The following is an 18,790-nucleotide window of genomic DNA, read 5'->3' as shown; positions in this document are numbered from 1 at the left end:
CGCTGGGGGCGTCGTTACAGCGGCGGTGGTATGGCGTGGGGCGTCCCCCCTTGTGGACGCGCCCGCTGGAAGCCCTGTATGCCCGTGTGGTGCGCAAGCGTGCCGAGTCGTTCCGCAGCGATCCGTCCCAGGTAGTGCGGCTGTCGGTGCCGGTCGTTGTCGTCGGCAACATCACCATTGGCGGCACGGGTAAGACGCCGCTGATCGTGGCGCTGGCGCAGGCGATGACCGAGCGTGGTTTCCGCCCCGGCGTCGTGAGCCGTGGCTATGGCGGCAGCGAGCGTGGACCTTATCTGCTGACGGAAGACGACGCGCCTTCGAAGGTTGGCGATGAGCCGTCGCTGATCCGGCAGAGCGGGGTGCCTGTCGCGATCGGCCGCGAGCGTCCTGAAGCGGCGCAACTGTTGATCGATGCCGGTTGCGACCTGGTCCTGGCTGACGACGGCCTGCAGCATCACCGCCTCGGCCGTGATGTCGAAATCTGCGTGATCGACGGCGAGCGTCGTCTCGGTAACGGCCATCTTTTGCCGGCCGGGCCGTTGCGCGAACCGGCCTCGCGCCTGGGCAGCGTGGACGTCATCGTCGTGAACGGCGGCTCGCCGCAGGCGAATGAAGTGCTGATGCGTCTGGAAGGCGGTGTGGCGGTGAACATGGACGACCCGGCGCTTACGGCTCCGCTGTCAGATTTCGCAGGGCGTCCTGCGCATGCCGTGGCGGGTATCGGCAATCCTGCGCGTTTCTTCGCGAGCCTGGCGGCGCATGGCATCGCGGTCGATGGGCATCCTTTTGCGGACCATCACGCGTTCACCCGCGATGACTTCACCTTCGCCGACGGTTGTCCGGTGTTGATGACGGACAAGGATGCGGTGAAGTGCCGCGAGTTCGCGCGCGCGAACTGGTGGCGCGTGCCGGTGCGTGCGGTGATGCCGGAGTCGTTCTGGGATGCGGTGGCGGCCAAGGTCCGCCGTGTCCGGGACGGACGCTGAAAGTGTCCGCGGACACGTGCCCGGCACGCGCATGCCGCGCCAAGCCCCTGTGGCATGATCCCTGCTTCGATGCAGGCTAGTGCCACGGTGGGGACCGCGGCGGGAACCAGGGGAGAGACGGATGCTCGGCGGTTATTACTTGCGGCTCGCGTTGACGAGCATGCGGCACAAGCCTGTGCTCGTGGCCATGATGATGCTGGCGCTCGCCTTTGGCGTGGCGATGAGCATGTCGGCGTATACGATCCTGCATACGATGGCGCGGGATCCGATTCCCGAGAAGTCGGCGCGGCTTTATGCGGTGCAGATCGACAACGGCGGTCCGCGTAGCCGCAAGCCGGGCGATGACGAACCGCCGGTGCAGGTGAGCTGGCGTGATGCGTCGGCGCTGCTGGCGATGCATCGCGCCACGCATGAGGCGGCGATGTTGCAGGTGGGCTTCAGCATGAAGGGGCCGGCCGATGCCGCAAAACCTGAGCACGTCGCCGGTCGCGCGACCTCCGCGCCCTTCTTCAGTATGTTCGATGTGCCACTGCGCTATGGCCGTGGCTGGACCGATGCGGAAGAGGCGGACCGTGCGCGAGTCGCCGTGATTTCCGCCGGTCTCAATGACCGGGTATTCAATGGCGAGAACAGCGTGGGTCGCACGCTCGTGCTGAATGGCGACGCCTGGCGTGTCATCGGCGTGGCGGGCCCCTGGGATCCGCGGCCGCGCTTCTTCGATGTCGAGGGCGGGCAGGCTTTTGATGAGGGCGAGGACATTTATGTTCCGCTGAAGACCGCCGTGAGCCTGGAGATGTCCACGGCGGGCTATGAATACTGCGATGCGGGCCCGCGAGGCCAGACCTATGCAGATCTCCTCGCCTCCGAATGCGTGTGGCTGCAGTACTGGGCGGAACTGCCCACGGCGGCTGCGGCGACGTCGTATGCCGATGGCCTGACCGCGTATGCCGAGGGCCAGCGCCGTGCGGGCCGATTCGGCTGGCCGGCGAACGTGCGCCTGCGCAACGTGCCCGATTGGTTGGTGGCGCGGAAGATCGTAAGCGATGACGCCCGGCTTTCAGTGATCGTGGCCTTTGCGTTCCTCGGCATCTGCATGGTCTGCGCTCTGGCGCTCATGCTCGCCCGCTCGCTGGACCGCTCGGGTGAGTACAGCTTGCGTCGCGCCCTGGGCGCCACCCGGCGCACGGTGTTCTTCCAGGCCGCCACCGAAGCGGGCCTCATCGGTACCGGCGCCGGCGTGTTGGGACTGGTGTTCACTCTGGGCTCGCTCGCCGCCATGCGAAGCCTGTTTCCAGGCGACCTCGCGCGTGTCGCGTGGATCGACGGGCCGTTGCTCGCAGGCACGATCCTGCTGGCGGCGGCCTCCGCGGTCGTCGCCGGCGTTTATCCCGCCTGGCTCGCGATGCGCACCACCCCTGGCCTGCAGCTGAAGGGAGGCCTGTGATGTTCAACGATATCGCTCCGATTTTCGCCGCGCTGAAGCGTGGCCGCCTGGGCGCCGGTTTGCTGGTGCTGCAGATCGCGTTGACGCTCGCCGTGGTGGGTAACATCGTCTACATCATCGGCGTGCGTACCGCGCACCTCACGCGCTCCACCGGTATCGACGAGCGCGACATGTTCGCGATCGGGTATCGCCTCGATGCGCCCGACGGCGGGCGTGGCCAGCGCGAGACCGATCTGGCGGCCTTGCGGGCCTCCCCCGCGATCGCTGACGCCGTCAGCAGCAATAGCTACCCGTTGCGCGGCAGCGCCTGGACCGAAGGCGTCAGCCTGCATGCCGGTTCCACGGATATCCAGTCGCAGCAGGGCAACGTCGACGTATATGCGTTTGACGAGCGCGGCGTCAGCGGGTTGGGGCTGCGCATCGTCGAAGGTCGTGACTTCCAGCGTGATGACGTGGCCGATGGCAACTTCAATCGCGCGCCGTTGCCACCGGTGGTGCTCATCACCCGATCGCTTGCCGAACGGCTTTTCCCCGGCCGCTCTGCACTGGGGCAGGTCGTTTACCTCACTCCAGAGCCTGACCATCCGCTGCGCGTGATCGGCGTGCTGGATCGCCTCCAGACGGGCAATGCAGCGAGTACGGCAGACATGTCGGCAGCGGAAGATTCAGTGGTGCTCCCGATGGTGGATCACGGCCCACACGGGTTGTATCTCGTGCGTGGCCGGCCAGGCCAGATCGGTGCGGCCATGGCTGCCGCCAGCGAGGTGCTGCGCAAGGCGAACGCGGGGCGCCTCTTTGGCAAGCCCCGTCCCCTGAGCGAAGTGCGTGCCAGCGCATACGAGCGCGACCGCGCGATGGCGATCAGCCTGACGGCGATCTGCGCCATCCTGGTCTTCGTCACCGCGCTCGGTATCGTCGGCCTCACGGGCTTCTGGGTTGAACGGCGTAAACGCCAGATCGGCATCCGTCGTGCGCTGGGCGCGACGCGTATCGCGGTGATCCGTTATTTCCTCATCGAGAACGCGATGCTTTGCGGGGCCGGCGTGGTGTTCGGCGCCATCGCCGCCTGGGCCTTCAACGTGTGGCTCGGCGACCGCTACGGCGTGCCCGCCATGCCTGGTTGGCTAATCGCCACCAGTGCGGTGGTGATCCTGGCACTAGGCCAGGTGTCCGCGTCGTTCCCCTCAACACGGGCAGCGCGCGTCGATCCCGCCAAGGCGATCAGGGCCTGCTGAGGCAAGGATGACCCCTATGGCGACCGGGTGTGATAAACGTTCGTGGACGGAGAGCATCGCGAGCAAGCTCGCTCCTACAACTGCACATCGTCGCAGGGTATAGCGCGTTTGTAGGAGCGCGCTTGCGCGCGATGTACTTGCCTCACCAGGAAAGCAATGGACCAGGTCAAAGTGTTCTTCGCGCTGGAACAAGATGAAGACGGCTGGCCGGGCGTCGGCGCGGAGTCGGTATGGGCGTTCCCGACGGATGACCCCGATGAGTGCATCATCGACAACGTCCCGTTCTACACGTTCGACGCGACGGTCGAGGATACCGTTCGGGTGACGCGGGACGCGGATGGCGTCCGCTGGTTTGCCCAGGTAGTCCGTGAAGCAGAGCGTTCGCTGCTGCGCGTTATCGTGATGGATGCGCGCCATGGGGCAGCCACCCGGGCGGCACTAGAGGCGCTTGGCTGTGCCACGGAGGGCGCCAACGAGAAATTCTTCGCGCTCGACGTGCCGTTCTCAATTGATCTGGGTTCGATCCACGCCTGGCTGGATGAGCGGCTTGCCCAGGGCTTGCTTGAATACGAAGACGCTATCCTGCGGCATCCGGCGGTCTGAGCGCGCTCAGACCGCAAACACGAACAACAACCCCGCCATGATCTGAAGCCCGATCGGCAGCACGCACTGCCATGCGTAGCGGTACTGCCTGTTCTCCCGAGTCTCGCCGAAACGAACACAGGCCAGGTAAGCGATCAGGGCGATATAACCCACGCCACCCATCACCGCGCCGATGCCCATGGCGATGACGATCAGTCCGAGCGCGGCCCCGAAGTCGAGCTGGGCGTGGGGCGCGTAGAGTGCGAGAAGCATGATCTCGGCAGCCAAAACCCAAAGGCAGGTCAGGGCGATCCGGCCCAGTACGCGTTCGCGGGTGGTGTTCAAAGCATCTCCAGTTCATGGCCCACTTGAGCGGCCATAAAAAAGGCCGGGACAAGCCCGGCCTTTCCAAGCAAAGCAGAGTGCGGATATTACTGCACGCGCTGCACGTTGCCCTGGTCGTCGATCACCACGATATCGCCGGTGCGGATGGCCGAGGCATCCTTCACCGTGACGTTGGCGTAACCGCCGGTGCCCATCTTGACGCGCAGGGTGTAGCTCTCGCCGCCGCCGCCCTTGCCGATGGCATTACCGGCGAAGCCGCCGCCCACGGCGCCGCCGACGGTGGCCAGGGCCTTGCCCTTGCCCTTGCCGACCTGATTGCCGAGCACGCCGCCGGCGATGGCGCCGATGACCGCACCGGCCGTGCCATGGTCGCGGCCCTGGGTGATGTTGGTTTCAATGCTCTGCACCACGCCGCACTGCTCGCAGCGCACGTAGATGCCATCGCTGCGGGTAAGCGTGGCCGCTGCGGCCGGCGTGGCGACTGCCGTGGCGAGCAGGGCAGCCATGGGGATGCCGAGGATGGTCTTGATATTCATGGGTCTCTCCTTTCGTTCGCGAGGTCGGGCAGGGATAAGGACCGCGCGTGCGCACAGTCTCAAACATTCAGTCTGAATGGATGTAGATCGGCATCCGCTTTTCACCACACAACGTGGATACTACGCCGATGACTACCGCTATCGTCTGGTTCCGGCGCGACCTTCGTCTTGCAGATAATCCCGCCCTCGTCGCGGCCGCCGAGGCGCACGACAAGGTCATCCCCCTGTATATCCATGCCCCGGACGAGGAGGGGGAGTGGGCGCCGGGGGCGGCCAGCCGGTGGTGGTTGCATCATTCGCTGGAGGCGTTGGATCGGGGGCTTGGGCGGCATAAGGGGGGCTTGCAGGTGGCGGTCGCGCGCAAGCGCGCTCCTACGGGAGCGTCGTTGGATGTCTTGCGCGAGGTTATTGCCGAGACGGGCGCGAGTGCCGTCTATTTCAACCTGCTTTATGACCCGTTGATCCGGAAGCGGGACGCGAAGCTGCGCAAGGCGCTGGAGGCGGATGGCGTGGACGTGGCCTCGTTCAATGCCAACCTCTGGTGCGACCCCTGGGAGATCGCCACCCAGCAGGACGAGCCGTACCGGGTGTTTACCCCGTTCTGGCGGAACCTGCGCACACGGATCGACGAGCATGGCCCGCTGGACGAGCCTTCGTTGCACCTGGCCAAGCTCAAGCAATCAGCCTCCCTGGCTGACCTGGAATTGCTGCCCGAGCTGGACTGGGCTAAAGGGTTCCACGAATGGATCCCGGGCGAAGCCGGTGCGCTCGAGATGCTCAGCCTGTTCGCCGACGACGCCGTGGGCCATTACACCGAGGGCCGCGACCTGCCGGCACGGCATGGCACCTCGCGGCTTTCGCCGCACCTGCATTTTGGCGAGATTTCCCCACGCCAGGTGGCCCAGCAGCTCCGCGACCATTTCGCCGGGAAGAAGAACGCCCCCGATATCGAGCCGTACCTCCGCCAGCTCGGTTGGCGCGAATTCGGCCACCATTTGCTCTGGCATTTCCCGGATACGCCGAAGAAGAACTTCAACAAGAAGTTCGACGCCTTCAAATGGGAGAAGAAGGACGCCTACGCCCTGCGCCGCTGGAAGCAGGGCAAGACCGGCATCCCCATCGTGGACGCGGGCATGCGCGAACTATGGGCCACGGGCTGGATGCACAACCGCGTGCGCATGCTGGTCGCCAGCCTGCTCACCAAGAACCTCCGCCAGCACTGGCTGCTGGGGGAAAAGTGGTTCTGGGACACCCTGGTCGATGCCGACCTGGCGAACAACGCCATGGGCTGGCAGTGGGTAGCGGGCAGTGGCGCCGACGCCGCGCCATATTTCCGCATCTTCAACCCGGTGACCCAGTCGGAGAAGTTCGACGTCGATGGCGCGTACATCCGCCGCTGGGTACCCGAGCTGCGCGACGCCCCCGGAAAGCTGGTGCACGCGCCTTGGGAGGATCCGGCGTACCTGAAGCGCAGCGGGTATCCCAAGCCCATCGTCGACCTGAAAGCCAGCCGGGAAGATGCGCTGATGGCGTATCAGAAATCAAAAGCCTGACGGCTTTTCTTTCAGCAACAGTGCGAGGATCGGGGGCGTGACCATCGCGGTCAGCAGCGACATCGCCACGATCACAGCGTAGATGGTTTCATCGAACACCCCGGCGGCCAGGCCGAGGCTGGCGATGACCACGCCGACTTCGCCGCGCGGGACCATGCCGAAGCCCACGATGGTGGCGCCGCGCTTGCCGAGCTTCAGGGCGCCGAGGAAGCCGCCGGCCAGCTTCGACACGATGGCGATCAGGGTGACCACCAGCAAGGCCAGCAGCGCATCGCCCGAGGCCAGCGCGCCGAGGTTCACCTTCGCACCCGTCACCACGAAGAAGAATGGGGTGAGGAAGGCCAGCAACGGGGCGGTCTGTTCTTCCAGCTGATGCCGCTGGCGGGTTTCCGAGGCGATCATGCCGGCGAGGAACGCGCCGATGATCGCGGCCAGGTGGAAGCGCATCGAGAGATAGGCCAGGCCCAGACACAGGGCGAGCACGATGGTCAGTACGGACATGGGGTTCGAGGGCTTTTCCAGCCAGCCCGAACCACGCCGCATGACCCGCGTGCCACCCCAGCCGATGACCGCCACGAAGCCCACGGCGCCGAGCAGGGTGCCAACCAGGCTGCCCACGTCGACGTTGCCACCGCCCTGGAGCGAGGAGACGACGCCGAGCAGCAGCATGGCAAGAATGTCGTCGATCACAGCGGCGCCCAGGATGATCCGAGCCTCCTGGCGCTGCAGCACGCCCAGCTCCTGCAACACGCGCGCGGTGATGCCCGCCGAGGTCGCGACGAACGCCGCGGCCACGAACATCGAACGGATCCAGTCGAAGCCCGACCCATGCGCCCACAGCGCACCGAGCCCGAACGGGATGAAGACACCCAACACGCCGACCAGGAACGCGCTGGCGCCGACCTTCTTCAGATCGTCGAGCCGCGTTTCCAGGCCTACTGAGAAAAGGAGCAAGATCACGCCGATTTCGGCGAGCACATCGAGGGGTGTCCCGGTCGCGATATCGGGTAGGGAGACCCAGCCCAGGGCGCTCGGGCCGATCGCGCAGCCGGCGGCGATTTCGCCCACGACAGCCGGTAATTTCAGGCGTTGCGCGATCTCGCCACCGATCTGGGCGGCGACGAAAATCAGGAAGAGGGTGAGCAGGATGCCCGCGGAGTCGTGCATGGAGATCGGCCTTGATCAAACGCCGCCGGTAAGCGCGGCCTCCCGAGCGTAGCCGCTATGGGGTCGCGGTGGCGACCCTGGGTTCACGCGTCTCGCGCAGGCGGCTGAACACCCAGCTGGCCGCCAGGGTGATCAGGCCCATCACGATGACCGACCAGCGGAACGCCCACACGTAGGGGTGCCGGTCGGAGGAGCCGAGGAAACCGGCCATCAACAGGGTGGCCAGGGCGATGCCAAAGCTCATTGACAGGTACTGCGCGGTCGAGGCCATGGACGAGGCCATCGAGGCCTGCTTCACGTCCACGTCGACATAGGCCAGCGTGTTCATCGAGGTGTACTGCACCGACATCACCATGCCGTACACATAGACGAAGGCGGCGATGATCCAGGTGGGTGTATCGGTATCGAGTAACGCAAACGCGCACAGTACGATGCTGACCAGGATGGTGTTACCCAGTAGCAGGCGGCGGTAGCCGAAGTGGGCGAGCAGGCGGTGGATGAACGGCTTTACCGTGATCGAGCCGAGCGCCTGCGGGACCATCATCAGGCCGGCCACGAGGGGTGACCAGCCACAGCCGATCTGCAGGAACAGCACCAGCAGCAGGTACATGCCCGACACGCCGAGGCGCGTGAACAGGTTGCCCGCCAGCGAGACCCATACGCTGCGGATCTTCAGCAGCGAAAGATCGCTGACCGGAAAGGCCGTGCGCCGGCTGTGCCGCAGATAAAGCACGGCCAGCGCCACAGCGCCGGTCGCGGAGGCCACGACCCACAACGGGTTGCCGTGGCCGCCCAGGGTTTCCGCCACCAGCAGGGCCATGGCCGAAGCCCCCGCGAAGAGCAGGAATCCGAGCGTATCGAAGCGGTTGGCGCGGTCCAGCCGGTATTCGGGCATCTCGCGTCGGTTCAGCCACACGCCCACGAGGCTCACTGGCACGTTGATCAGGAAGATGAGGCGCCAGTGGGTGTACTCGACGATAGCTCCGCCCAGCAGGGGCCCGAATACCGAGCCGAGCAGGCCGAACGTGGCGACGGTGCTCATGGAGCTGACGAACTCGCGCCGGTCGATACTGCGCACCAGCACATAGCGGCCCACGGGCATGAGTGCGGCACCGCCCAGGCCCTGCACGATGCGCGCGGCGACCAGCTGGGGCAGGGACTGCGCGATACCGCAGAGCAACGAGCCCAGCGCGAAGACCAGGATGGCACCGCCATAGACCTTGCGCGTGCCAAAGCGGTCGCACAGCCAGGGGCTCATGGGAATGAAGATGGCCAGGGTGAGCACGTAGCTGGTGAGCGCCGTGCGCATGCTGAGCGGGGTGACATCCAGGGCGTTCGCGATCGACGGCACGGCCGTGTTCACGATGGTGGAATCCAGCGCCTGCATGAAAAAGCCGGCGGCCACGAGCCAGATGAGGCCGCGGTAACGGGCCTGGCTGGAGGGTGCCGCGGGGGCGAGGGCCGGGGTATCGGTGGGTAAGGCGTGGACGTCGGGGATCGTGGGGTTATCGATGACGTCGTCGGCGGGCATGGCCAAGCCATTATAGCGGAATGGGGATATCCTTTACGGTCGCGTTCGGCAACGCGTTCATCATCACGGATCCTGCACATGTCCCAAGCCATCGCCCCCATCGAAGCCGCCGCGCGTGCCAGCGAGCTTCGCCGCCTCATCGAGGATGCGAACTACAAGTACCACGTGCTCGATGATCCCGACCTTGCCGACGCCGAATACGACAAGCTCATGCGCGAGCTTGAAGCGCTGGAAAGCCAGTACGCCGACCTCGCCACCGATGACTCGCCGACCCGCCGCGTCGGCGCTCGCGCCCACGGTGGCTTCGCCGAAGTGACGCACGCTGTGCCCATGCTGTCGCTGGGCAATGCGTTCGAAACCGAAGGCGATACGGACCGCGAGAAGTATCGCGAAGTCGCTGATTTCGAGCGCCGCATCGAGCAGACGCTCGGCCGTGCCAAGCCGGTGTTCTCCGTGGAACCCAAGCTTGATGGCCTCGCCATCAGCCTCCGCTACGAGAACGGCGTGTTCGTGCAGGGCGCGACGCGTGGTGATGGCGCGGTGGGTGAGGATGTCACGGCCAACCTGCGTACGGTGAAGGCGATTCCGCTGCGCCTGCGTGGGGAAGGCTGGCCGCGTGTGCTCGAAGTGCGCGGTGAAGTGATCATGCCGCGCGCGGGGTTCGAGGCCTTCAACGAGCGCGCGCGTGCGACCGGCGAAAAGCCCCTGGCCAATCCGCGTAACGGCGCGGCGGGTTCGCTGCGTCAGCTGGATCCCGCCATCACGGCGAAGCGCCCGCTGGCATTCTTCGCTTACGCCGTGGGCCGCGTGGAAGGCGGTGAGCTGCCACAAACGCATTCGGCCACCCTGCAGCAGTTGCGTGCATGGGGTTTCCCGGTGTCGCCGGAAGTATCGACGGCATCCGGTTTCGACGGCCTGATCGCTTATTTCCGCAAGATCGGTGAGAAGCGCGACAGCCTGCCGTACGACATCGATGGCGTGGTCTACAAGCTCGATGACTACGCCGGTCAGGAAGAGATGGGTTTTGTTTCCCGTGCGCCTCGCTGGGCCATCGCGCACAAATACCCGGCGCAGGAACAGATGACGACGGTGGAGGCGATCGAGATCCAGATCGGCCGCACCGGCGCCGCCACGCCTGTCGCACGCCTCACGCCGGTCTCGGTCGGTGGTGTCACCGTCACCAACGCCACGCTGCATAACGCCGACCAGGTCGCGCGCCTCGACGTGCGCGTCGGCGATACGGTGATCGTGCGCCGCGCGGGCGATGTCATTCCCGAAGTGGCGCGTGTGGTCGAAGACCGCCGTCCCGAGGGCACGGTAGCCTGGCAGATGCCGACGCATTGCCCGGTGTGCAACTCCGAAATCATCCGGGAAGAGGGTGCCGCGGCGTATCGCTGCTCGGGCGGCCTGATCTGCGCCGCGCAGCGCAAGGAAGCCCTCATCCACTTCGCATCGCGCCGTGCCATGGATATCGACGGCCTTGGCGATCGCTTCGTCGATGCGTTGGTCGAATTCGACATGGTGAAGACGCCGGCCGATCTGTATGGCCTGACCGTGGAGAGCTTCATCGACATGAAGCGCCGCGCCGACGAGCGCGATGGCTCCACGCCAGAGACGGTGAAGCAGGGCAAGGTCGCCACGAAGTGGGCCGAGAACCTGGTCGAATCGATCGAAGCCAGCAAGCAGTCCACGCTGCCGCGGTTCCTGTTCGGCCTGGGCATCATGCACATCGGCGAAAGCACAGCGAAGACGCTGGCCTTGTGGCTCGGCTCGCTGGCAATGGTCCGGCGCACGCCGGCGCCGGTGCTGCGCGTGTTGCCCGATATCGGTGACGAAGTCGCGACCTCCATTGCCGCCTTCTTCGGGCAGGAAGGTAACGAGAAGGTCGTCGACGCGTTGCTGGATGCAGGCATCACCTTTGCGGACGAGGGGGCGCCGTCGCCGAAGCTGCGCGATCGCCTGGGCCTCGATGTGCTGCTCGATTCGGCCCGCGTGGCGAAACTCGGCCCCAAGAGCACCGCCTTGCTCAGCAAGCAGTACGGTTCGCTGGAAGCGCTGGTGAAGGCCAGCGAGCACCAGTGGATCGTGGCGGGCGTACCGCAGGCCGCCGCGTCCAATCTCACGGCCTACCTCGCCAATGAAAAGAACGCGGCCGAACTGGCGCGCACTGATTGGGCGATGCGGACGCTGCTGGAGGCGCTCCCGGCGAAGTCTGCGGCGGCGCTGCCGCTGGAAGGGCACACCTACGTGATCACCGGCACCATGGAGACGCTGAAACGCGACGATGCCACCGAGCGTCTTGAGTCGCTCGGCGCCAAGGTGGCGGGTTCGGTATCGAAGAAGACCACGGGCGTTTTCGCTGGCGAGGCGGCGGGCTCCAAACTCGACAAAGCCAACGAACTCGGCATCCCGGTGCATACCGAGGCCGACCTCATCGCGCTGCTGGAGACACACGGAGTCGCGCCGTGAGCGTCGACCTGAAACACCTGCGCCTGCGCGCAGCGACGTACGCCCGTATCCGGGCGTTCTTCGCCGAACGCGGCGTGCTCGAAGTGGAGACGCCGATCCTCTCGGCCGCAGGCAACACCGACCCGAACATCCAGAGCTTCCACACCCGCTTCAGCGGCCACGTCGACGCGGGCCCTGCACAGCGCTGGCTGCGCACCTCGCCCGAGTTTCCGCTAAAGCGCCTGCTCGCCGCCGGTCTTGGCGATTGCTATGAGCTGGGCCGGGTGTTTCGCGACGGCGAGGCGGGCGGCCGCCACAATCCCGAGTTCACGATGCTCGAGTGGTATCGGGTGGGTTGGGGCGACGCGAAGCTCGCCCGTGAGGTGATCGATCTGCTCGAGAAGCTGCTTCTCGAAGCCGGGCGTACGTTCGATATCGTTGAGACGACTTATCGCGGCTTGTTCCGCGATGCGCTGGGTATCGATGCACTGACCGATCCGGTCGAGGTGCTGCAAAGCGCGGCGGCCGACATCCACGTTAACGGTGAGGGCCTGACGCGCGACGACTGGCTCGACCTGCTGATGACCCACCGCATCCAGCCGACCTTCACCCGCGACCGTGTCACCGTGGTGTCGGATTTCCCGGCCTCGCAGTGCGCGCTGGCCCGTATCCGCCACGACGATCCGCCGGTGGCCGAGCGCTTCGAGGTGTACGTCGGCAAGTACGAAGTGGCCAACGGCTACCACGAACTCAACGACCCGGCCGAACAGCGCGCCCGCTTCGAGCGGGATAACACCGTGCGCGGCGAGCGCGGGCAGCATGACGTGCCGCTCGATGAAAACCTGCTCGCCGTGCTGGGCGGGATGCCGGATTGCGCAGGCGTGGCGCTGGGTGTTGAGCGCCTGCTGATGGTGCTGGCCGATACCGACCGGATCGCCGACGTGCTCGCTTATCCGTTCAACGAGGCGTGAGCGAAGGCATGCTGAAGTCTATTCACCACGTTGCGATCATCTGCTCGGACTACGCGCGGTCGAAGGCGTTTTACACCGAGGTGTTGGGGCTGAAGGTCATCCACGAGGCGTATCGTGAAGCGCGCGATTCGTGGAAGCTCGATCTCGAGGTGAGCCCAGGCGTGCAGATCGAGCTGTTTTCGTTTCCGTCGCCACCGCCGCGCGTTTCGCGCCCTGAGGCTCAGGGTCTGCGTCACATCGCGTTCGCTGTCGACGATATCGATGCAGCGGTGACGCGCATCACCTCACACGGCGTCGCGTGCGAGCCGATCCGCGTAGACGAATACACCGGCAAGCGCTTCACCTTCTTCGCCGACCCTGACGACCAGCCGATCGAGCTCTACGAGAGCTAACCGGTTCATTCGCTGTCGCGAATGCGTGTGACCAGCGGCTTACACCGCCTCGCGCTCGGGCGCCTCCGGAAAGAGGCCTTGGGGCCCACTCTCGCGGCCCAGACAGGTCCCCCGCCCCGACGCCGTTGTAGGAGCCCACCCTGTGGGCGACATCTTTCGCCTCGACGCCCAGGCCCTGGCTCGCATTACGACCGATCGAGGCGAGACGCCGCAAGATCTGTAGGGTGGCGCGAACGGCGTCGCCCACAGGGTGGGCTCCTACAGGGGGTGTTAGAACTCTAGTTCCTGGGCGGCGCAGAGGTAGTCGACCATCGGGGCCAGGCGCTTGAAGTTATCGATGACGAACGGCAGCAGTTCCGTCGAGCATGCCATGGCTTCGTCGAAATCCTGGCCCGCGGCGAAGTTCTTCCGTTTCAGATCCTCGATCAGTTCATGGTTCGGATCGAAACCGCGCGGCGGGCGGGTCAGGCTCTCGCCCCACCATGAGTAACGCTCTTCAAAGGCCTTCGTATGCGTGGCCTTCTTCCACGAACCCGGGTTATCCGCCAGGAACTCGCGCAGCTTCTTCAACACCGGCGGCTCCGGATGCCACATGCCACCACCGACGAAACACTCGCCCGGCTGGATGTGCAGGTAGAAGCCCGGCGCCTGGATTTCATGCCGGCGCTCATGGAAGAAGCGCGAGCCCTGCCAGTTCTTGTACGGCTGCTTGTCGTTCGCGAAGCGCGTATCGCGGTGGATGCGGTACAGCGAGCCACCGACCTTGCGCGGATCGGCGCGGAAGTGCGGGCTGATCTTTGCCAGCGGTGCCTGGATATCGGTAATCAGCGCAGTGAACGGCTCGCGCACGTGGCGCTCGTAGTCGTCCTTGTGTGCCTGGAACCATTCGCGGCTGTTGTTGCGGGCCAGCGCCTTGAAGAACTTGAACGTGGCAGGGGTGAAGTAGGCGGTATGCGGCATAAGGGGCTCAGAGCAGGGTTTCGCCCCATGCCTCCAGCTCATCGAGCAGGGGCAGGGGCGCGCCGGGCAGCAGGCGCAGGGTGGCGAGTTCGGTGGTGTAGTCGGCGAGGGTCAGCGTGGTGAGCGGGCCCTGGCGGGTGAGGCGGTCCACGCGGAACGCTTCCCAGCGCTCGTGTTCATCGATGGTCAGGGAGTCGGGCCAGTTGCGCGCGCGGTAGCGGAACAACAGCTCGGCGTAGCGCGGATCGCGGAAGTTGAATCGGCCGCTGCCCAGCTGTTCCGGCGGGGTGGCGCGCACTTCGGCCAGCAAACGGCGGTCGGCATCCGGCAGGAACCCGCCGTACAAGGCAAGCTCGGGATCCCCGGCCGGCGGCAGCTCGGCGGCCTGGCCGTAAACCTGGCGCAGCTTCTCGGCGAGCCCGGGGGCTTCGCGCAGGCGCAGAAGGTTCGCCTCGACCACGGCCATATCCAGCCCGAGCCGTCCGTGATCCACGCCCTTCAGCACGGACAGCGGGGCCAGCGCCGGGGCGTGGTTCGCGCGGATGGTGCGCAACGCGATCCGCTCCACGCCTTCCGGGAGGTCGGCGCGTGAGGTGAACACGCGATCGGCGATGTCGCCGGCTTCGAGGCTCAGCAGGTCGGTGGGGTCCACCGTGAGGTCGTACACGATGACCTCGCCCGCGCGAGACGGGTGCGCGGCCAACGGCACGACCACGGTCAGGCACTGCCGGCTGGCCGGGTAGCGCGACGAGACATGCACCACCGGCGTCATGGCCGCCACGTCGAGCAGTTCGAAGACGCGTTGCTTGCGGCGCAGGCCGAAGTACCAGTCCCACAGCTTCGGCTGGTGCGTGCGGATCAGCCGGGCCAGCCCGATCAGCGCCTCCACGTCGGAGAGGGCGTCGTGTGCGCGGTCCTGCTTCAGGTGGTTGGCGGTGGCCAGGTGCTCCAGCTTGAAGCTGGGCGTGCCGTCCTCGCGCAAGGGCCACTCGATGCCCTCGGGCCGTAGCGCCTGGCACAAGCGCACCAGATCGATCAGGTCCCAGCGCGAATTACCGTTTTCGTATTCGCGCCCATAGGGCTCGTAGAAATTGCGATACAGCAGGTGCCGGGTGAACTCGTCGTCGAAGCGCAGTGAGTTGTAGCCCACGCCACAGGTACCCGGCATCGCCAGCTGCTCATGCACGACGGCGGCAAACTCCGCTTCGCTCAGCCCCTCGCGCTCGGTGAGCTGCGGCGCGATACCGGTGATGAGGCAGGCGGCCGGTTGCGGGGGCATATCCCGCGGCGGCTTGCAGTACACCATGACCGGCTCGCCGACGATCTCGAGATTGGCGTCGGTGCGGATGCCGGCGAACTGGCTGGGGCGGTCCCGCCGCGGGTCGGCGCCGAAGGTTTCGTAGTCGTGCCAGAAGAAGGTCGGTTCGGCCATCTGGCCATGATCGCATGCGAGGGATGGGCGAGGTAGACTGGCCAATACACAAAGGAACCCCCATGACGGCAGCGCACGAAGACAACCTCATCTGGATCGACCTGGAAATGACCGGGCTGGACACGGACAACGACTCCATCCTGGAGATCGCCACCGTCGTCACGGACAAGGATCTCAACGTGCTTGCCGAGGGTCCGGTCTTCGCGATCAGCCACGCCGATGCCCGCCTCCAGCAGATGGACGCGTGGAACCGCAACCAGCATGGCCGCTCCGGCCTGTGGGGCCGGGCCGTCGAGTCCGATGTCAGCGCCGAACAGGCGGAGGAGGCGACCATCGCCTTCCTGCAGCGCTGGGTGCCGGCCGGCAAGTCGCCCATGTGTGGCAACTCGATCTGCCAGGATCGCCGCTTCCTGCATCGCGAGATGCCGAAGCTCGAGCGCTTCTTCCATTACCGCAACCTCGACGTCTCCACCTTGAAGGAGCTGTCGCGCCGCTGGTCCCCGGAAATCGCGAAGGGTTTCTCGAAGGATTCCGCGCACACCGCGCTGTCCGATATCCGCGATTCGATCGAGGAGCTGCGTTACTACCGCGGCTTCATGGGCCCCATCGGCGGCAAGCCGCAGGGCTAAGGCCATGGTCGCCAATCTCTTCGCCACCTCGCTCGATTGCAACGGCCGCGCGCTGGTGCTCGACCGCCCCCGCGTCGCGGGCATCGTCAATGTCACGCCGGATTCTTTCTCCGATGGCGGCAAGCACGACACGCTGGAAGCGGCCTACGCACACGCCATGCGCCTGGCGGAAGAGGGTGCCGACCTGTTCGATATCGGCGGTGAATCCACGCGCCCTGGCGCCGACGATGTGTCCGCCGAGGAAGAAATCCGCCGCGTCGTCCCGCTGATCGAGCGCCTCGCCGCGGCGACCACGCTACCCATTTCCATCGACACCTCGAAGCCCGAGGTGATGCGCGCCGCCGTCGGCGCGGGTGCGGGTCTCATTAATGATGTATTCGCGCTGCGCCGTGAAGGCGCGCTCGATGCCGCGGCCGACCTGCGCGTGCCGGTGTGCCTCATGCATATGCAGGGCGAGCCGCGCGGCATGCAGGATGATCCGCAGTACGACGACGTCGTCGGCGAAGTGCATCGCTTCCTCACTGATCGCCTGTTTGCCTGCGAGCTGGCTGGCATCGATCGCAAGCGCGTCCTGGTCGACCCGGGTTTCGGCTTCGGCAAGAACCTGGAACACAACCTGGCGCTGCTCCGTGCCACCGCGCGGTTCGCCGAACTGGGCGCGGGCGTGTTCATCGGGCTCTCGCGCAAGAGCATGATCGGCCAGCTCACCGGCCACGCCGAGCCGGCCGCCCGCGCGGCGGGTTCCGTCGCCGCGGCGCTGATCGCCGCCCAGCGCGGGGCGGTCATCGTCCGTGTCCACGACGTCGCCCCCACGGTCGATGCGCTGAAGGTCTGGGACGCCGTGAAGGCCGGCGACACCGCGCCCCGCGTAGACAAGCCCGCCATGCCCCGCTGGCCCGACGACGAATAAACCCGCCATGCCCCGCTGGCCCGGCGACGATTGACGCCCGTAGGAGCCCACCCTGTGGGCGACGCCTTTCGCCGCATGGCCACAGGCCCTGTGGCGGTCCCGCGAAAGATGTCGCCCACAGGGTGGGCTCCTACATCGTTCGGCGAGGGTTTCCGCGGGCCCCGGCGGGGGTATGATCCCCGTCCCAGGAAGGAGTTAGCCCCATGAGCGAACGTAAATACTTCGGAACCGACGGTATCCGCGGCCAGGTTGGGTCCTACCCGATCAGTGCCGACTTCATCCTCCGCCTGGGCCGCGCCGCCGGTGCCGTGCTGGCGCGCCGCCGCGCCGCCGACAAGCGCCCGTCGGGCACCGGTCCCGACCGCCGCGACCACTCGCGCAAGGTCGTAGTCGTTATCGGCAAGGACACCCGCGTTTCCGGGTACATGTTCGAAGCCGCCCTCGAAGCCGGCCTGGTCGCCTCGGGCGCCGACGTGCGCATGCTGGGTCCCATGCCTACCCCGGGCGTGGCCTACCTTACCCGTTCCCTGCGCGCCGATGCCGGCATCGTCATCAGCGCCTCGCACAACCCGCACCAGGACAACGGCATCAAGTTCTTCTCCGGCCAGGGCGAGAAGCTCGATGACGAGCTGGAAGCCGAGATCGAGGCGGAACTCGACGCTGATTTCGCCACCGTGCCGTCCGAGTCGCTGGGCAAGGCCAAGCGCGTCGACGATGCGGTGACCCGCTACGCCGAGTTCTGCAAATCCACGGTTTCCGACGAGTTCTCGCTCAACGGCATGCGCATCGTGCTCGATTGCGCCAATGGCGCCACCTACCAGGTCGCGCCGAAGGTATTCAGCGACCTCGGCGCGGAGGTCACGACGATCGGCGCCGAGCCCGATGGCCTGAATATCAACCGCGGTGTCGGTTCGACCTCGCCCGAGAAGCTGGCAGAGGCGGTGGTGGCACAGCATGCCGATCTTGGCATCGCCTTCGATGGCGACGGTGACCGCGTCCGCATCGTCGATAAGGACGGCACCGTCACCGATGGCGACGACATGCTCTATGTCATGGCCCGCCACTGGAAGCGGAAGGCTGCGCTACCGGGCCCGGTGGTCGGTACGCTCATGAGCAACTACGGCCTGCAGCGCGCCCTGAAGCAGATGGATATCCCGTTCATCCGCGCCAACGTGGGCGACCGCTACGTGCTGCAGCAATTGAAGGAGCATGGCGGCGTGCTCGGCGGCGAGACCTCAGGCCATGTCCTGTGCCTTGACCGTTTCACCACCGGCGACGGCATTGTCGCCGCGCTGGCCCTGCTCGAGGCGCTGACCGAAACGGGCGAAACCTTCGCCGAGGCCCGCGCCGGGCTGGTCAAATTGCCGCAGACGATGGTCAACGTCCGCGTCGAAGGCGCCAAGGCTGCACTGGGTTCTGACACGGTGAAGCAGGCCCTGGCCGAGGTGGAAGCGGCGCTGGAGGGCAGGGGCCGCGTGGTCCTGCGTGCTTCGGGCACCGAACCCCTGGTTCGCGTGACGATCGAAGCCGCTGACGCCGCCGAAGTCGAACGGCTGGCGGGACAGCTGGCAGACGCCGTAAAATCAGCAGCCCAGGCAGTCGCCTGAGCCCAAATCACGCCTCCGGCCGGCGCGGTCACCCCGCGCCGGCTTTTTCATGCCCGAAAGCA

17 protein-coding genes are annotated in these 18,790 nt (G+C 66.2%); 11 read left to right on the top strand and 6 right to left on the bottom strand.

The genetic code is table 11. The features are described 5' to 3' along the window. The first annotated feature begins 35 nt into the window (after nucleotides 1–35). The 4 genes from lpxK (at nucleotide 36) to L2Y96_RS13300 (ending at nucleotide 4,268) form a co-directional block, all read left to right on the top strand. The gene (gene lpxK, locus L2Y96_RS13315; RefSeq protein ID WP_343218413.1) at nucleotides 36–986 is read left to right on the top strand and encodes a tetraacyldisaccharide 4'-kinase; all 951 of its coding nucleotides are present in this window, start codon (nucleotides 36–38) and stop codon (nucleotides 984–986) included. A 160-nt stretch (nucleotides 987–1,146) separates the two neighbouring features. After that, on the top strand, nucleotides 1,147–2,430 hold the full coding sequence (locus L2Y96_RS13310; protein ID WP_247326679.1) for an ABC transporter permease: 1,284 nt from the start codon (nucleotides 1,147–1,149) through the stop codon (nucleotides 2,428–2,430). Continuing rightward, nucleotides 2,430–3,665, top strand: coding sequence for an ABC transporter permease (locus L2Y96_RS13305; RefSeq protein WP_247326677.1), 1,236 nt, complete (start codon nucleotides 2,430–2,432; stop codon nucleotides 3,663–3,665). The genes L2Y96_RS13310 and L2Y96_RS13305 overlap by 1 nt, the downstream gene beginning before the upstream one ends. A gap of 156 nt (nucleotides 3,666–3,821) precedes the next feature. After that, a complete protein-coding gene (locus L2Y96_RS13300) occupies nucleotides 3,822–4,268 on the top strand; it encodes a DUF4265 domain-containing protein (protein WP_247326675.1) in 447 nt (148 codons plus the stop codon). 6 nt (nucleotides 4,269–4,274) lie between these two features. Here L2Y96_RS13300 and L2Y96_RS13295 read toward each other — a convergent pair whose 3' ends face one another. Both L2Y96_RS13295 and L2Y96_RS13290 read right to left on the bottom strand, forming a co-directional pair. Continuing rightward, nucleotides 4,275–4,592: a hypothetical protein gene (locus L2Y96_RS13295; RefSeq protein ID WP_247326673.1), complete on the bottom strand. Its 318-nt coding sequence runs from the start codon at nucleotides 4,590–4,592 to the stop codon at nucleotides 4,275–4,277. Nucleotides 4,593–4,678: 86 nt separating this feature from the next. After that, entirely contained in the window at nucleotides 4,679–5,128 is a 450-nt protein-coding gene (locus L2Y96_RS13290; RefSeq protein WP_247326670.1) for a glycine zipper 2TM domain-containing protein, read from the bottom strand. 128 nt (nucleotides 5,129–5,256) lie between these two features. Here L2Y96_RS13290 and L2Y96_RS13285 point away from each other — a divergent pair, with 128 nt between their 5' ends. After that, the gene (locus L2Y96_RS13285; RefSeq protein ID WP_247326667.1) at nucleotides 5,257–6,681 is read left to right on the top strand and encodes a cryptochrome/photolyase family protein; all 1,425 of its coding nucleotides are present in this window, start codon (nucleotides 5,257–5,259) and stop codon (nucleotides 6,679–6,681) included. On the opposite strand, the gene L2Y96_RS13280 is transcribed toward L2Y96_RS13285, so the two are convergent. Both L2Y96_RS13280 and L2Y96_RS13275 read right to left on the bottom strand, forming a co-directional pair. Beyond that, nucleotides 6,670–7,848 (bottom strand): cation:proton antiporter, encoded by a 1,179-nt coding sequence (locus L2Y96_RS13280; RefSeq protein ID WP_247326664.1) that lies wholly within the window; start codon nucleotides 7,846–7,848, stop codon nucleotides 6,670–6,672. The two genes, L2Y96_RS13285 and L2Y96_RS13280, sit on opposite strands and share 12 nt — an antisense overlap. Nucleotides 7,849–7,903: 55 nt before the next feature. After that, a complete protein-coding gene (locus L2Y96_RS13275; protein WP_247326652.1) occupies nucleotides 7,904–9,379 on the bottom strand; it encodes an MFS transporter in 1,476 nt (491 codons plus the stop codon). Nucleotides 9,380–9,457: 78 nt separating this feature from the next. Between L2Y96_RS13275 and ligA the strand changes: the two genes are divergently transcribed. From ligA to gloA2, 3 genes are read left to right on the top strand one after another with little or no spacing between them, the layout of a single operon-like run. After that, complete coding sequence (gene ligA / locus L2Y96_RS13270) at nucleotides 9,458–11,848, top strand: NAD-dependent DNA ligase LigA (RefSeq protein WP_247326650.1); 2,391 nt, start codon at nucleotides 9,458–9,460, stop codon at nucleotides 11,846–11,848. Then, on the top strand, nucleotides 11,845–12,798 hold the full coding sequence (gene epmA, locus L2Y96_RS13265) for an EF-P lysine aminoacylase EpmA (RefSeq protein WP_247326648.1): 954 nt from the start codon (nucleotides 11,845–11,847) through the stop codon (nucleotides 12,796–12,798). The genes ligA and epmA overlap by 4 nt, the downstream gene beginning before the upstream one ends. 8 nt (nucleotides 12,799–12,806) lie before the next feature. Continuing rightward, nucleotides 12,807–13,190 carry an SMU1112c/YaeR family gloxylase I-like metalloprotein gene (gene gloA2, locus L2Y96_RS13260; RefSeq protein WP_247326646.1) on the top strand — a complete coding sequence of 128 codons (384 nt, stop codon included), beginning with the start codon at nucleotides 12,807–12,809 and terminating at the stop codon, nucleotides 13,188–13,190. 270 nt (nucleotides 13,191–13,460) lie between these two features. Here gloA2 and L2Y96_RS13255 read toward each other — a convergent pair whose 3' ends face one another. Then, entirely contained in the window at nucleotides 13,461–14,150 is a 690-nt protein-coding gene (locus L2Y96_RS13255) for a DUF2461 domain-containing protein (protein WP_247326645.1), read from the bottom strand. Between the two features lie 7 nt (nucleotides 14,151–14,157). Then, complete coding sequence (gene sbcB, locus L2Y96_RS13250; RefSeq protein WP_247326635.1) at nucleotides 14,158–15,582, bottom strand: exodeoxyribonuclease I; 1,425 nt, start codon at nucleotides 15,580–15,582, stop codon at nucleotides 14,158–14,160. A 62-nt stretch (nucleotides 15,583–15,644) separates the two neighbouring features. On the opposite strand from sbcB, the gene orn reads away from it, so the two are divergent. The 3 genes from orn to glmM all read left to right on the top strand — a co-directional run bounded on the left by orn (nucleotide 15,645) and on the right by glmM (nucleotide 18,728). Continuing rightward, nucleotides 15,645–16,211 carry an oligoribonuclease gene (gene orn, locus L2Y96_RS13245; protein ID WP_247326631.1) on the top strand — a complete coding sequence of 189 codons (567 nt, stop codon included), beginning with the start codon at nucleotides 15,645–15,647 and terminating at the stop codon, nucleotides 16,209–16,211. Nucleotides 16,212–16,215: 4 nt separating this feature from the next. Beyond that, nucleotides 16,216–17,121 (top strand): dihydropteroate synthase, encoded by a 906-nt coding sequence (gene folP / locus L2Y96_RS13240; protein WP_247326616.1) that lies wholly within the window; start codon nucleotides 16,216–16,218, stop codon nucleotides 17,119–17,121. Between the two features lie 203 nt (nucleotides 17,122–17,324). After that, on the top strand, nucleotides 17,325–18,728 hold the full coding sequence (gene glmM, locus L2Y96_RS13235) for a phosphoglucosamine mutase (protein ID WP_247326602.1): 1,404 nt from the start codon (nucleotides 17,325–17,327) through the stop codon (nucleotides 18,726–18,728). The last annotated feature ends 62 nt before the right edge of the window (nucleotides 18,729–18,790 follow it).

The sequence above is a fragment of the Luteibacter aegosomaticola genome (assembly GCF_023078475.1).
Lineage (GTDB): Bacteria > Pseudomonadota > Gammaproteobacteria > Xanthomonadales > Rhodanobacteraceae > Luteibacter > Luteibacter aegosomaticola.
The sequence above is the reverse complement of the archived record's forward strand: the minus strand, read 5'-3'. Positions and strand labels throughout refer to the sequence as shown.

Bases quoted from the DNA above. Each gene is read 5' to 3' on its own strand.
- L2Y96_RS13300 (WP_247326675.1), top strand. From the start codon at position 3,822: ATGGACCAGGTCAAAGTGTTCTTCGCGCTGGAACAAGATGAAGACGGC.
- L2Y96_RS13280 (WP_247326664.1), bottom strand. From the start codon at position 7,848: ATGCACGACTCCGCGGGCATCCTGCTCACCCTCTTCCTGATTTTCGTC.
- glmM (WP_247326602.1), top strand. From the start codon at position 17,325: ATGAGCGAACGTAAATACTTCGGAACCGACGGTATCCGCGGCCAGGTT.
- gloA2 (WP_247326646.1), top strand. From the start codon at position 12,807: ATGCTGAAGTCTATTCACCACGTTGCGATCATCTGCTCGGACTACGCG.
- L2Y96_RS13310 (WP_247326679.1), top strand. From the start codon at position 1,147: ATGCGGCACAAGCCTGTGCTCGTGGCCATGATGATGCTGGCGCTCGCC.
- L2Y96_RS13305 (WP_247326677.1), top strand. From the start codon at position 2,430: ATGTTCAACGATATCGCTCCGATTTTCGCCGCGCTGAAGCGTGGCCGC.
- ligA (WP_247326650.1), top strand. From the start codon at position 9,458: ATGTCCCAAGCCATCGCCCCCATCGAAGCCGCCGCGCGTGCCAGCGAG.
- L2Y96_RS13255 (WP_247326645.1), bottom strand. From the start codon at position 14,150: ATGCCGCATACCGCCTACTTCACCCCTGCCACGTTCAAGTTCTTCAAG.
- orn (WP_247326631.1), top strand. From the start codon at position 15,645: ATGACGGCAGCGCACGAAGACAACCTCATCTGGATCGACCTGGAAATG.
- sbcB (WP_247326635.1), bottom strand. From the start codon at position 15,582: ATGGCCGAACCGACCTTCTTCTGGCACGACTACGAAACCTTCGGCGCC.
- L2Y96_RS13275 (WP_247326652.1), bottom strand. From the start codon at position 9,379: ATGCCCGCCGACGACGTCATCGATAACCCCACGATCCCCGACGTCCAC.
- L2Y96_RS13290 (WP_247326670.1), bottom strand. From the start codon at position 5,128: ATGAATATCAAGACCATCCTCGGCATCCCCATGGCTGCCCTGCTCGCC.
- folP (WP_247326616.1), top strand. From the start codon at position 16,216: ATGGTCGCCAATCTCTTCGCCACCTCGCTCGATTGCAACGGCCGCGCG.
- L2Y96_RS13285 (WP_247326667.1), top strand. From the start codon at position 5,257: ATGACTACCGCTATCGTCTGGTTCCGGCGCGACCTTCGTCTTGCAGAT.